This window comes from Labilithrix luteola (assembly GCF_001263205.1).
GTDB lineage: Bacteria > Myxococcota_A > Polyangia > Polyangiales > Polyangiaceae > Labilithrix > Labilithrix luteola.
In genome coordinates, this window is the sequence record NZ_CP012333.1 from 2,800,852 (window position 1) to 2,813,467 (window position 12,616).

At 65.8% G+C, this 12,616-nt stretch carries 12 protein-coding genes and 1 pseudogene; 9 read left to right on the forward strand and 4 right to left on the reverse strand.

Annotation, left to right across the window (positions count from 1 at the left end):
* Window positions 1-32: 32 nt before the first annotated feature.
* Window positions 33-623 (forward strand): hypothetical protein, encoded by a 591-nt coding sequence (locus tag AKJ09_RS12745; protein ID WP_146647467.1) that lies wholly within the window; start codon window positions 33-35, stop codon window positions 621-623.
* Window positions 624-659: 36 nt separating this feature from the next.
* On the opposite strand, the gene AKJ09_RS12750 is transcribed toward AKJ09_RS12745, so the two are convergent.
* The gene (locus AKJ09_RS12750; RefSeq protein ID WP_169927489.1) at window positions 660-1,439 is read right to left on the reverse strand and encodes a DUF4230 domain-containing protein; all 780 of its coding nucleotides are present in this window, start codon (window positions 1,437-1,439) and stop codon (window positions 660-662) included.
* A 100-nt stretch (window positions 1,440-1,539) separates the two neighbouring features.
* Between AKJ09_RS12750 and AKJ09_RS54795 the strand changes: the two are divergent.
* Window positions 1,540-1,878, forward strand: a pseudogene (locus tag AKJ09_RS54795) (DUF488 domain-containing protein); the annotation flags it as partial.
* A gap of 16 nt (window positions 1,879-1,894) precedes the next feature.
* On the opposite strand, the gene AKJ09_RS12760 reads toward AKJ09_RS54795, so the two are convergent.
* Entirely contained in the window at window positions 1,895-3,319 is a 1,425-nt protein-coding gene (locus AKJ09_RS12760; protein ID WP_169927490.1) for an MBL fold metallo-hydrolase, read from the reverse strand.
* Window positions 3,320-3,576: 257 nt separating this feature from the next.
* On the opposite strand from AKJ09_RS12760, the gene AKJ09_RS12765 reads away from it, so the two are divergent.
* The 6 genes from AKJ09_RS12765 (at window position 3,577) to AKJ09_RS12790 (ending at window position 9,845) form a co-directional block, all read left to right on the forward strand.
* Window positions 3,577-3,900 (forward strand): response regulator transcription factor, encoded by a 324-nt coding sequence (locus tag AKJ09_RS12765; RefSeq protein ID WP_146647471.1) that lies wholly within the window; start codon window positions 3,577-3,579, stop codon window positions 3,898-3,900.
* Window positions 3,901-3,946: 46 nt separating this feature from the next.
* Window positions 3,947-4,348, forward strand: a complete 402-nt coding sequence (locus AKJ09_RS12770) for a response regulator transcription factor (protein ID WP_146647472.1) — start codon at window positions 3,947-3,949, stop codon at window positions 4,346-4,348.
* Window positions 4,349-4,450: 102 nt separating this feature from the next.
* A complete protein-coding gene (locus AKJ09_RS12775; protein WP_240488462.1) occupies window positions 4,451-5,977 on the forward strand; it encodes an MBOAT family O-acyltransferase in 1,527 nt (508 codons plus the stop codon).
* A gap of 729 nt (window positions 5,978-6,706) precedes the next feature.
* Window positions 6,707-6,991, forward strand: a complete 285-nt coding sequence (locus AKJ09_RS12780) for a hypothetical protein (RefSeq protein WP_169927491.1) — start codon at window positions 6,707-6,709, stop codon at window positions 6,989-6,991.
* 170 nt (window positions 6,992-7,161) lie between these two features.
* Window positions 7,162-9,444 carry a bifunctional salicylyl-CoA 5-hydroxylase/oxidoreductase gene (locus AKJ09_RS12785; protein ID WP_205633694.1) on the forward strand — a complete coding sequence of 761 codons (2,283 nt, stop codon included), beginning with the start codon at window positions 7,162-7,164 and terminating at the stop codon, window positions 9,442-9,444.
* A gap of 86 nt (window positions 9,445-9,530) precedes the next feature.
* A complete protein-coding gene (locus tag AKJ09_RS12790; protein WP_146647474.1) occupies window positions 9,531-9,845 on the forward strand; it encodes a hypothetical protein in 315 nt (104 codons plus the stop codon).
* Between the two features lie 64 nt (window positions 9,846-9,909).
* Here the strand turns inward: AKJ09_RS12790 and AKJ09_RS52925 are convergent, their stop codons facing one another.
* The gene (locus AKJ09_RS52925; protein WP_169927492.1) at window positions 9,910-10,062 is read right to left on the reverse strand and encodes a hypothetical protein; all 153 of its coding nucleotides are present in this window, start codon (window positions 10,060-10,062) and stop codon (window positions 9,910-9,912) included.
* 631 nt (window positions 10,063-10,693) lie between these two features.
* Here AKJ09_RS52925 and AKJ09_RS12795 point away from each other — a divergent pair.
* A complete protein-coding gene (locus AKJ09_RS12795) occupies window positions 10,694-11,668 on the forward strand; it encodes a hypothetical protein (RefSeq protein WP_146647475.1) in 975 nt (324 codons plus the stop codon).
* Window positions 11,669-11,674: 6 nt separating this feature from the next.
* Here the strand turns inward: AKJ09_RS12795 and AKJ09_RS12800 are convergent, their stop codons facing one another.
* Window positions 11,675-12,601 (reverse strand): hypothetical protein, encoded by a 927-nt coding sequence (locus tag AKJ09_RS12800; RefSeq protein ID WP_146647476.1) that lies wholly within the window; start codon window positions 12,599-12,601, stop codon window positions 11,675-11,677.
* Window positions 12,602-12,616 lie beyond the last annotated feature (15 nt).

Below are 12,616 nucleotides of genomic sequence, written 5' to 3' on the forward strand. Positions count from 1 at the left end.
GGCCCGGTCCATGCTTGATGGTCCATGCGGCCATGTCGAACTTCTACGAAGACGAGGAAATTCCGCTCTTGCTCGTCCGGCGCGCGAAGCGCGGGCCTGAAGACGCGCACCTAGAGCGAGACAAGGTTACCCGCGCGCAGGATCGCGAGACCACCTGGACACAGGACTCGTACGCGATGCGGGATCGAATGCGCCCCTTCACGGCAGGCGGGATCATGGGCTTCCTCGCCGGCGCGTCAGGCCTCGGGGTCGTGCACGCAATGGTGCCTGCCCTCGTGCTCCGCGAGGTCGCGAAGGCCGCACAAACGTGGGGAGTGACGACTTCCATCGGCCTTGCCGTCGCCTACGTGACGGTCGGCTCGTGCGGCGCGCTTCTCGGCGCCTGCTTCGCGGCGGTCACGCGCTACTTGCGACGCTTCGTACCGCTGCTCCTCTGGGCACTCGTCTTCTTCGTCAGCGTGGCGATGCTCGTGCTGTCGTTGGTCCGGACCTACGCGCACGGAGCAGGAGCATCGCTCGCGCCTTCGATTCTGACCGCCGCGGCGGCCTACGCCATCATCGTGTCGTTCGAGCTTCCTCTGCGGATGCGCAGTCGATCCGAGTGGGAACCCGAAGTCTCCTGACGATCAGGAAGGCTCGAGCAGACCAGCATTCTGAGATCAGTCGACGCCGACGCGAACCTCGCCCGGTGGGGTCTTCCATCGCACGACGACGGAGCTCGCGCCCCAAGCCGAGCCAAGCGCACGAATCTGCTTTTCGGCCTGCTCGCGCGCGCGATCCATCGACGACGACTCCCGCGCTGCCTTCTCGAACGCGGCCACGGCTTCGCGCCGCGCCGTTCCTTCGAGCGACTCGTTGCGCTTGGCGAGCAGGTCGGTGGACCGCGAGTGGACGTACGAGTGCATCTCGTCGAAGCGGGTCGACAAGACCTCCGGCGGAGGCAGCGTCACGTACGCAGTCTTGGTCGCCGCGTCGAAACGCACGTCCGAGTCGTCGAGTCGCGCGAGGTCGACACCGAGGATGACCTCCCCCGTTGCCACGAAGAGGAGCGAGTCGTCGGCCTCCACCATCCCATGCAGGCGCGTCTGGTGATCTTTCACGTCGATGATCTTCTCGACGTGCATCGCCGTCGTCTCGAGGCGTGCGAGAGCTCGAAGGTCGCGAATCACGGTCGGGCCTTCGTGCTCGACCTTCACGACCGACTCGGGCGGGGCCTTCTGGTCTCTCAAGTACCCCACACCGAGCGCGGTCACGGCCACGAACGCGGCCGGCCACGCGAAGCGTGACGCCACCGCAAGCGCTGCCGGCCCGCGCAATGCGGACGAGCCCGACGAGCTCGCCTTGCGCGACGTATCGCGCGAAGCATCGCGGGCCGTTTCGCGCGACGAGTCGCGGGCCGCTTCCAGTGTAGGCGGAGTGTCACCCGTCGAGCTGCTCATGTGCCCCACCTTCGTAACCACGACGAGCGGTCGCGTCCACGTCGCGGCGCGGCAAGGTCCCGGCACGCGCGATGCACGGCGCGCATGGGAGGAACGAGGCATGCTCCGCATCAAACGTGCATACGAGCCCTATTCACCGTCGGACGGCTACCGCGTTCTCGTCGATCGCCTCTGGCCACGTGGCGTGAGCAAGGCGGACGCGCATTTCGACACGTGGCTGAAAGAGCTCGCTCCGAGCGAAGAACTTCGAAAGTGGTTCGCCCACGATCCGAAACGCTTCGGTCGCTTCCGCGAGCGCTACGAGCACGAGCTCGCGGCCGACGACGCCGCTGCCGGATTGCTCGACGGCCTGGCCAAACGCGCGACACGTTCGACGGTCACGCTCGTCTACAGCGCGCGCGACGAAGAGCACAACAACGCAGTCGTGCTCGCCGACGCGCTCCAGCGAAGACTCGCTAAGCCTCGGTCGTCGGTTCGCCGTGCGAGTGAGCCGGCCCGTGCGAGGCGTGCGCCGCGTGTTCGGTCCGCTGCCCCGAAGCCCAGGACACGAACGACTCCTGCGCGGCGACGTCTCCATGATGGAGAGCAACGCGCCTGACGTCGGGGATGTGACCGAGCCAAGCGAGGAGCTCCTTGCGGTCGGCATGCGCCGAGAGGCCCTTGAGCGTGGCAATGCGGGCGCGAACGGTGACCTCTTCGCCGTTGAGGCGCACGCGGCCGCCGTGCTTCGCCGCGTCCTGGATTCGGCGACCAGGCGTTCCCTCGGCCTGATAACCGACGAACAGCACCGTGGTGTGCGGGTTGGGAAGGCCGTCGATCATGTGACCGATGATGCGCCCGCCGGTGACCATGCCCGAGCCGGCGATGATGATCATCGGGCCTTCGATGTCGTCGAGGCGATGCGAGTCCTTGCCCTTCTTGATCTCGAAGAGGTCGGCGAAGTCGAGCGGATCGTCGCCGCGTGCGAGCTTGTCGAGCGATTCCTTGTCGAAGAGGCGCTGGAAGTGGCGGTACGTGTTCGTGACGGCAAGGCCCATCGGCGTGTCGATGAACACGGGCACCGGCGGAATGCGGTGCGCCTCGACGAGGTTGTTGAGAAACCAGAGGAGCGTCTGCGTGCGCCCGATGGCGAAGGCCGGGATGAGAACCTTCGCCTTGTGGAGGATCGCGTCTTTCAGGATGCGTTCGAGATCTCGCTCGATGTCGTCGTGCGAGTGATCGTGGTCACGCGAACCGTAGGTCGATTCCATGACGACGACGTCGACGGGACGCCCCTTTTCCCAGGCCGTGTTCGGATCGCGGAGGATCGGACTGTCAGGGCGCCCGAGGTCGCCGGAGACGATCACGCGGCTCGCGCTCGAGAGGATCTCAGCGCTTGCCGAGCCGAGGATGTGGCCGGCCTCGTGGAAACTCAGCGAGACGCGCGAGTCCCCGAAAAGGTCGACGCGCTGCTCGTACGGCAGCGGGCGCGAGAGCTTCTGGAAATGCTCGAGGAACCGCGCAATCTCGCGATCGGAAGCGCGCTGCATCCCGAGGCTGTCTTCGAGCGAGAGCTTCGCGATCTGCAGCGTGGCCTGCGTGGCATAGATCGGCTTGTCGAAGCCGCCCTCGAGCAGCGTGGGTACGTTGCCGATGTGATCGAGGTGCCCGTGCGTGAGGACCAACGCGTCGACGTCGCGCGCCGCGTCGGGGAACACCATCGAATCGTGGCCCTGCGCGAGACCGCAATCGACGAGCAGACGATGCCTGCCGGTCTCGACGCGCGTCATCGCCCCCGTGACCTGCCTCACCGCCCCGAGCAAGCGGACCTCGCCGTCCGGAATGGGATGATTCTCGGTGTGCGCCAGGATCGGGGCCAGGATCGGGGAAAGGCTCGCCATCGGGAGGCCGACCATAGAGGTTTTTGCGCTCGCGCGCCCGAGCGCCCGCACGCGAACCAAAGCGCGCGTTTTGCTTGGGCTTGGGAGGAGACTCGCAGCGGCCGCAAGCCGGACCGTGCCGGTCGTCCAGAGCGTCGCGCCAAGCAAGAAGAAATGACCATGGATAAGGCCCTCCACGTGACCTACACCGAAAGGAACGCGCACACGTGCGAGGTCCGGCGGGGGCGGGGGCTCGACGAACGTGTGCATGGGGGCCCATGGCTCGTGCCGTCGTCGAAGAGATCGAACGCGACGGGGTTCGCTACCTCGTCATCGGCTATTCACCGCCGCGTCATGCCTGTTTCGCGAAGCTGACGCCGAGCGAGTTCGACGTCATCTCCGACTGGATTGGCGGCGCGTCGATGAAACAGATCGCCACGCGACGGAACACGGCCGTCCGCACGATCGCCAACCAGATCGCGCGTGCTTACGAAAAGCTTGGCGTCGCTTCGCGCGGGGAGCTGCTCTTGCGGATGCGAGAAAAGGGAGACGCGCAAGACGAGAGCGAGCCGCGGGGCGCCGCCGGCACGCGCCGGAGATAGTGGGCAGCTCACACGACGCCGAATCGCACGCGAGGGGAGGACGAGGTTGAAACAGGCGGCCCTGGCGATGGATCGCGCGAAGCGGCAACTCGGTTCGGATCCCGACGCGGGCATCGCGTACTGGAAGGCGATGGTCGAGGGGCGCTGGACGCTCGTGGAGCGATTCGAATCGGATGGGCGGCACCTCCTCGTGGCGCGCGCGAACGAACCGCATGCCACGGCGTCGCGGGCGCTCTCGCCCATCCAACGCAAGATCGTGGGGCTGGTCGCGACCGGACGTCCCTCGAAGCTCGTGGCCTACGAGCTCGGCATCACCGAGAGCACGGTCTCGAGACAGCTCGCCGAAGCGCTACGGAAGCTCGGCGTCCGTACGCGCGCGGAGCTCGTGGCCCTCCACGCTTCGCTGAACACGGCAGCCTCGCGAGGCCGACGCAAGCCAGCGCGCTGACGTCAAGCGGTCCGGCCGACGCCGATCGAGCACGGCCGTCGGCTCGAAAGAAGCGCAAAAGCCCCGCAAATCGACCCCGACCTCTTGCCCGCAGGTCGGAAGATGGGCAATGAACGGGACCGCGCTCCGATGCTCTTCGCCAGCCCTCTCTACGGCGTCTTCCTGCTCGTCACGTACACGGTGTTCTGGGCACTGCGGAAGCGCGCGTTCTTGCGGCCGCTCTTCTTGATGCTCGCGAGCTACGTCTTCTACTTCGTCGGGACGTACGACTCCGCGCTCGAACAGGAAGTGCCGCTCGGGCCGCTCGGCTGGACGCTCCTCTGCGTCGGCATCATCTTCGTCGGCAGCTCGCTCGACTACTTCATCGGCCGCCTGCTCGGCCGAACGGAGAGCCCCACCGCGCGCAAGGCGCTGCTCCTCGTCTCGGTCGTCTACTACCTGGGCGTTCTTTCGGTCTTCAAGTACTTCAACTTCGCCGTCGACTCGATCGCCACGGTTTGCAGCTGGATTGGCGTGCACGTCTCCCCCGTGCACTTGCGGCTCGTACTGCCCTTCGGCATCTCGTTCTTCACGTTCGAGACGATGAGCTACACGATCGACGTCTATCGGCGGGAGATCCCACCGGCCGATCGCTACCTCGATTACCTGCTCTTCGTGGCCTTCTTCCCGCACCTCGTGGCGGGTCCCATCGTGCGCCCGAAGACCATGCTCCCGCAGCTCGCGGCGGAGCCGGTTGCGAGCGAAGCGATGAAGGCCGAAGGCCTCTACCTCATCGCCACCGGCTTGATGAAGAAGGTCATCATCGGCGACACGCTCGGCATCAACCTCGTCAACCGCGTCTTCGACAATCCGGAGCGCTTTTCGTCGCTCGAGGTACTGGTCGCCGTCTACGCCTACGCGATCAAGATCTACGCGGACTTCTCGGGCTACAGCGATGTCGCCATCGGCAGCGCGAAGCTCTTCGGCTACGAGCTCCCCAAGAATTTCGACGCGCCGTACACGTCGTCGGACCTGCAGGAGTTCTGGCGCCGCTGGCACATCTCGCTTTCGTCGTGGCTGCGCGATTACCTCTACATCTCTCTCGGAGGGAACCGCGGCAGCAAGTGGGCGACGTACCGCAACCTGATGCTCACGATGGTGCTCGGTGGCCTATGGCACGGCGCTTCGTGGAACTTCGTCATCTGGGGTGCCCTCCACGGCGGCGCTCTCGGCGTGAACCGCGCCTGGCAACGTTCGCGGAAAGCGCCCCAAGAGACACGCCAAGAGACACAAAAGAAGCCTTCGTCCGAGATCACGCTCGGCCGTGTGATCTCCGTCTTCGCCACGTTCCACTTCGTGTGCTTCGCGTGGATCTTCTTCCGCGCGCCGACGTTCGCCCACGCCACCTTGATGCTGGAGCGCATGGGCAAGTTGACGTTCGACTCGCCGAACCTCGCGCCGAAAGTGCTGGCCGTGCTCGCGCTCGGCATCATCACGCACTTTTTGCCCCGCGACCTGCTCACGCAGCTCCGAAGCGCGTTCGCACGCAGCCCGGCTCTGGTGCAAGGCGTCACGCTCGCTGCCACGGCCTACGCCATCCACTTCGCCGCAGGCGCGAAGGCGGAGCCCTTCATCTATGGCCAGTTCTGACGCCGTTTTGTCGATCGCGTCACGACGGCTCGGGAGCATCCTAAGTACGCCGATGATGCCGAACGAACACGAGGCCGCGCTTCCGAGGCACGAGCGAGACAGAATGGCTCCGCAGACGCGACACGGCCGAGTCGACGCTACCGTCGCGCCTACATCGTCGCTGAAATCTGTGCAAGAAAAGTGGTCGACCTCGCGAAGTGGCTGTAGCTTACATAAAGCGATGAGTGACCTCGTCACTTGCATCGATTCGAGCGTGGGAGGGCAATGCCGAACGTTTTCGGCCTGACCGGCGCGCCGACCTCCGAGCTTTTAGGCTCGAGGTCGAGCCTGCGCCGAGCCGACGTCGGCCCTCAGCGGCGGGACCCGCGAGGACGCCTCCGTGCGCGTGGCGTAGTACGCGCACATCCAGTCACGCCCAACGATACGCTCCAGACGCTGCAAGACACCTCCGCGACGGGTGGTCTGGCAGCATCGAGCAGGCGCTCGCGCGGAGTCGGTGGAAAGCATCACGCCACCGACTCAGCTGCGAACGTCGCGCCCGGGCACGACCTCGAGCAAGAGGTCTCGTTCCCATTCGGCGTCAGCGTGCCCGCACGCTTGGCGCAAACACACCGCGTGTCGACGTGGTCACTCGGTCGGCTCCCACGTTCCGACTACGGCCGCGAAGACACCTCGTTTGACCACCGCCGGGGACGGGTGCCCCGACGATGTCTGTGGAACGTGCTGCTCATGCAGCCCAAGAGGTACAACCGGATGACTCCTATCATCACGTCTCTCGAGACCTTGTCTCTCGAGCAGGCACTGGCTTACCTGGATGCCGCTGAAGGTGACGAACTCGCTGCCGCGTTCGCGTTGGCGAAAGATCGAAACTTCCTCGACGGTGCCTCAGGTGAGTTGGATCCCGATGAGGCGGAGGTACACCACGCCTTGTTTCTCCTGCGCCGTGCTCGCGGACTGAACGCGCCCAGCTTCGACCTGATGCGCGTCCAGCTCCGTAACCGCGTCGCAGCCTGATTCGAAGCCACGAGAACTCGTAACTTCGAAACCTGGCCCGGGTCGGGTGGGATGACCTCCCTCTCGACCCGGGGAGGGACATTGGGAGGGGGGCTTCTGTACGGCTGAGCCGTAAGCGCTTTCGCGCGCGCTAGGCTTCGATTCGAGCGAGTGATACGACCGCTTGAATCATGAAGGTCGTCTGCATCGGCGGTGGCCCGGCGGGCCTGTATTTCGCGCTCCTCTACAAGAAAGCGCGGCCTGACGCGGACATCACCGTCGTCGAACGCAACGCAAAGGGCGTCACCTTCGGCTGGGGCGTGGTCTTCTCCGACGAGACGCTGTCTTACCTCGAGGAGAACGACCGCCCCACGCACGAGGCGATCACGGAAGCGTTCGCCCACTGGACGGCGATCGACATCCACTACAAGGGCGAGTGCCTTCGGTCCGACGGCCACGGCTTCTCGGGCATCGCGCGTCGTGAGCTTCTGCGCATCCTGGCGGACAGGTGTTCCGAGCTGGGCGTGAAGCTCGTCTACGACACCGATCTCGTGTCGGAAGCCGACTACGCCAAGTACACGGCCGATGCGGACCTGGTCGTCGCGTGCGATGGCGTCAAGAGCAGGGTGCGGGATCTGTACGCGGACACGTTCCGCCCCTCGCTCGACGTCCGAAAGGCCCACTACATCTGGCTGGGCACCAAGAAGACCTTCGACGCGTTCACCTTCTACTTCGAAGAGAACGAGCACGGGATGTTCCAGGTGCACGCGTACCGGTTCGACCGGGACACGAGCACCTTCATCGTCGAGTGCGATCACGACTCGTTCGTCGCCGCGGGCCTCGATCGTGCGAGCACCGAAGAGAGCATCGCGTACTGCGAGAAGGTCTTCGGCAAGCACCTCGGCGGCGAGAAGCTCCTCGCCAACAAGAGCGCGTGGGTCCAGTTCGTCACGGTCAAGAACGAGAAGTGGCACCACGAGAACATCGTTCTCCTCGGTGACGCAGTGCACACGGCGCACTTCTCGATCGGCTCGGGAACGAAGCTCGCGATGGAAGACTCCATCGCGCTCGTCCACGCGCTGAAGAAGAACCTCAGCGCCGACGTGAAGCCCTCGCGCGCCGACATCGAGCGGGCGTTGGTGGCCTACGAGGAAGAGCGCCGGCCCATCGTCGAGCGCACGCAGAAGGCCGCGCAAGACAGCCTGCTGTGGTTCGAGAACGTGAAGCGCTATCGCGACCTGCCGCCCACGCAGTTCGCCTTCAGCCTGCTCACGCGCAGCAAGCGCATCACCTACGACAACCTGAAGCTGCGCGACACGTCGTTCACCGAGCACGTCGCCACGCACTACGTGAACACGCTCGAGACGCCCGCCGAGAGCCGCTCGCTCGTGCCGCCGATGTTCACGCCGCTGCGCCTCCGCGACGTGGTGATTCCGAACCGCGTCGTGGTCTCGCCCATGTGCATGTATTCTGCACAAGACGGCACACCGAACGACTTCCACTTCACGCACTACACGTCACGCGCCATGGGCGGCGCCGGCCTCGTGATGACCGAGATGACCGACGTCTCGCGCGAAGCCCGCATCTCGCCAGGCTGCACGGGCCTGTATCTGCCCGAGCACATCACGGCGTGGCGCGAGATCGTCGACTTCGTGCATGCGCACTCCAAGTCGAAGATCGGCATGCAGCTCGGTCACGCAGGCCGCAAGGGCTCGACCAAGTTGATGTGGGAAGGCTCCGATCGGCCGCTCGAATCGGGCAACTGGCCCATCGTGAGCGCCTCGCCGCTCCCGTATTTCCCTGACAGCCAGGTGCCGCGCGAGATGGACCGCGCCGAGATGGACGCGGTGAAGGCCGACTTCGTGCGCGCCGCGAAATGGGCCGACGAGGCGGGCTTCGACCTCCTCGAGCTGCACATGGCGCACGGTTACTTGCTCGCGAGCTTCCTCTCGCCGCTCACGAACGTCCGTAAAGACGTCTATGGCGGCGATCGCGAGGGCCGGATGCGCTATCCGCTCGAAGTGCTGGAGGCGGTGCGCGCGGCGTGGCCGAAGAACAAGCCGCTCAGCGTACGCATCTCGGCCACCGACTGGCTTCCCGGCGGCATCGAGGACGAAGACGTGATCGAGCTCGCACGCGCCCTCAAGGAGCGCGGCTGCGACGTCATCGACTGCTCGGCGGGCATGACCACGCCGGACTCGCGCCCGAAGTTCTACGGCCGCATGTATCAGGCGTTCTGGTCCGACATGATCAAGAACGACGTGAAAATCCCGACGATGGCCGTCGGCGGGATCTCGAGCGGCGATCAGGTCAACACGCTAGTCCTCTCGGGGCGCGCCGATCTCTGCGCCATCGCTCGCCCGCACCTCGCGAACCCGCACTTCACGATGAACGCCGCCATCGACCAGGGCTATCGCGGCCTCGGCTGGCCCTCGCAGTACGGCATCGTGAAGCCGCTCCCCCCGCGCCCCTGACCGAGCGCGCTCGACGCACACGTCCGTCGCGGCGTCCGTTGACGGACCACAACCGCCGTTGTCTATTCGTGTGCTCGGAGGACACGATGGACAAATTCAAGTTCTCGACGCCGGTTCTCGCCCACAACTGGGTGGAGCGCCAACGCCTCAATCAAGCGGCGGACGACCTCCAAGCGCTCACGCGCGACACCAACACGACGGAGAAGCAGGTCCTTCGCTTGTTCGAGTTGGATCGCGACCAGGGACACGAGATCGCGAAGCTCCAAGCCGTGGTCTACGTGCTCATGCAGATGCTCGTCGAGTCCGGCGCGATGGACGCACAGAAGCTCGATGAGCGCGTTCGGGACGCCGTTACGAAGCTCGAAAGCAACCCCGAGTGGCAACGCATGCGCGGGCTTTGATCGACCGGGGCTCACGCTGCTCGGAAATCGGCGGAGATACTCGGTCCGCAAACGGATCGGTGCCCTAGAGAGCTGACATCGCGTGCGCGCCCCGCGCCGAAGGTCCCTGGACGTTGCTCTGGGTCCACGTCGCGCCGTCCCACGCACACGCGTTGGAGACATCGTCGGTGCCGTCGTATCCCCCAACGAGCACGACCTTCCCATTGAGCGTCCCCATGGCATGCACGTCGCGCGCGGAAGAGCCCTGGACGCTGCGCGGGGTCCACTGCGCGCCGTCCCACGCCCCTGACCTCGGGCGCTCATCGAGTCGCTTACATGACGGGGCGCGCTCGGGGGCGCGTTTGGCTCGCGGGCGCCGACCGCGTTACGCGCGAGATCGTCGCACCGCATGCGCTCGAGCCGTCGCGCTGCGCGCGACGCGCTTTGTCCTCGCGCGTGCGCTCACCGCCGGCGATCGTGAGAACGCCCGCTTCGGCGCTTAACGCGAGCCAAACGGGCCCCCGAGCACGCCCCTCCCATCGCGAGCTCCCTTCGCTTCAGGAACGGCACCTTCGACAGCCGGCGACCGTGGAACGCGCTTTGCGCCAGCCAAACGCGCCACCGAGCCAAACGCGCCCTGGAGCACGCTCCATCGCGAGCTCTCTTCGCTTCAGTAACGGCACCATCGACGGCTCGACGCATCTGAGTGCTCGTCTGGCAGACGGTGAGCGATCAGCCGATCGCTGGGGGCCGCGAAGCTCGATCTCGCCGGTTACGGTGCAGGGGTCTACGAGCTCGTTCGCGTCAAGAGCCTGACGCCGCTCGCTTCGGACCCGGCCTAAGGCGTGCGCCTCGAGCTGAGCGCTCCTTTGAGCCGGCCTTTCAAGGCTCGCGGTGCGCAGGTCGTCAGAGTTGCGGAATACACAGATCTGACGATACAGATCTCCGGCAAGCTCACCGCAACGCCGTGGGACGGTCATCGGGGCGGCATCATCGCCGTATTCGTCAATGGCGCGATGCAGGTCGACGGAACGATCGACGTCGACACCTGCGGGCTTCGCGACGGCGTTTCGTACGCGAACACCGGCCTCTACGACTGCGGCGCAACGCTCGACAGGGTCCCGATCGCGGGCTTCGCGGCCAAGGGCGAAGGCCTCGTCACCATGCAGTATCGCGGCGAAGGTGATGGAGATCCGGCGGCGGCACCTGGCGGTCGTGGCAACGGCACGAACGGCGGCGGCGGTGGTCAATGCCACAACGCTGGCGCCGGCGGCGGCGGCAATGGAGGCGCCGGCGGCGTCGGTGGCCGCGAGTTCTCGTCGGACGCCGACGGCGGAGCCTACGGAGGGCTCGCTGGCAGTGCCCTGCTCTATTCGGTGAAGGAGCGACTCGTGCTTGGCGGTGGCGGTGGCGCCGGAGATCGCCACAAGAGCATCGATACGAGCGGAGGTCGTGGCGCTGGCGCCATGCTCATTCGCGCGCGCTCCCTCAAGGTCACCGGCGATATCCACGCGAATGGCGGCTCCGCAGGCCAGACGGCTCACGACGGCTCGGGCGGCGGTGGAGCGGGAGGCACGATCGCGCTCTTCGTCACCGAGACGGCATCGTGCGACAAGGTCCTGCGGGCCAACGGCGGAGCGGGCGGTTCGACGACGATGGCCCAGGTCGGTCCTGGCGGAGGCGGCGGTGGCGGCCACGTCTACCTGCAATCCACGAACAACGGCTGCTCATTCGAGGTGAAGTCCGGAATTGCCGGCATCCAGGCCAATCCGAACGCACTCGACGGACCTCACTATGGGGCGACGCCGGCCACCCCCGAGCAAGGCATCATCGAGGTTCCGTAGAGAAGGCTAGAGGTCGTACTTCGCCTTCAAGAACGCCTCCAGAGCTGCGACGTCCGCGGTCGAGAGGGTGCCCTTGATGGCGATGAGCTCGGCGATGTCGCCATGGAGCCTCTGAACGGGCTGCGGGCGACCTCCGACGTACGCGGGCAGCGTGGCGGCGTTGAACCCACTTTCGTCGTATCCGCCGGCATCGACCAGCTCGGAGACTTTTTCGCCGCCGATGCGGAGCTCCAGCGTCGTTCCGGCCTTGTGCGCACCGACGATGCGGTACGTGTTGTCGTTCATGCCGCCATCGGAGAAGACCTCGCGGGTCGTGTCGATGCGCGCGACGTACCCGGTCTTCTCGCCATGAGGGTAGCTCGCCCATAGAAACGGACCGGGGAACGGGGCAACGTCGGTCCACTTCGCGTAAATGATGCCGTATTGCGCTGGCGCGTTCGTGTGGCGCACGACGGCATAGAGCGCGTAGTCGCTCGTCGCCCACTGCAGCGAGTCGCTGTCCTGAATCTGCAGGTACTCGTTGCCGGTGAAGTGAACGACGCCGTGATGATTGATGCTGGCGTCGTCGCCACCATCGAGGTGGGCGGGCTGCTGGAGAAGGTCGTTCTGCACCGCGTCGTTTTTCTGCGGGGATTGGTCCTTCCACACGAGGCCACCGTCCACCACGCCAAAGTCCTTGTCGGCCTCGAGCCAGAGAACGAGGCGGCTTCCGAGGGTTTGCGGAGAAAAGGGCGTCGAAGCGTCGGCGGCGTCCTGCCCGGATGCGTCGGGGACGGGCGCCGGGGAGTCATTCGATGGCGTGGTCGACGTGGTGCTCGGCGGCGAGCTCGGGTCCGCACCGGTCGTGGTCGACGTGGCCTCCCCACCACCACACGCATACGCCGCTGCCGCCAGGTAAACTGCACCGAACACCAAGAGCCCCCGTTTTTTCATACCTCCCATCTCAAA

Bases quoted from the DNA above. Each gene is read 5' to 3' on its own strand.
- AKJ09_RS12745 (WP_146647467.1), top strand. From the start codon at position 33: ATGTCGAACTTCTACGAAGACGAGGAAATTCCGCTCTTGCTCGTCCGG.
- AKJ09_RS12750 (WP_169927489.1), bottom strand. From the start codon at position 1,439: ATGAGCAGCTCGACGGGTGACACTCCGCCTACACTGGAAGCGGCCCGC.
- AKJ09_RS12760 (WP_169927490.1), bottom strand. From the start codon at position 3,319: ATGGCGAGCCTTTCCCCGATCCTGGCCCCGATCCTGGCGCACACCGAG.
- AKJ09_RS12765 (WP_146647471.1), top strand. From the start codon at position 3,577: ATGGCTCGTGCCGTCGTCGAAGAGATCGAACGCGACGGGGTTCGCTAC.
- AKJ09_RS12775 (WP_240488462.1), top strand. From the start codon at position 4,451: ATGGGCAATGAACGGGACCGCGCTCCGATGCTCTTCGCCAGCCCTCTC.
- AKJ09_RS12780 (WP_169927491.1), top strand. From the start codon at position 6,707: ATGCAGCCCAAGAGGTACAACCGGATGACTCCTATCATCACGTCTCTC.
- AKJ09_RS12785 (WP_205633694.1), top strand. From the start codon at position 7,162: ATGAAGGTCGTCTGCATCGGCGGTGGCCCGGCGGGCCTGTATTTCGCG.
- AKJ09_RS12790 (WP_146647474.1), top strand. From the start codon at position 9,531: ATGGACAAATTCAAGTTCTCGACGCCGGTTCTCGCCCACAACTGGGTG.
- AKJ09_RS52925 (WP_169927492.1), bottom strand. From the start codon at position 10,062: ATGGGGACGCTCAATGGGAAGGTCGTGCTCGTTGGGGGATACGACGGC.
- AKJ09_RS12800 (WP_146647476.1), bottom strand. From the start codon at position 12,601: ATGAAAAAACGGGGGCTCTTGGTGTTCGGTGCAGTTTACCTGGCGGCA.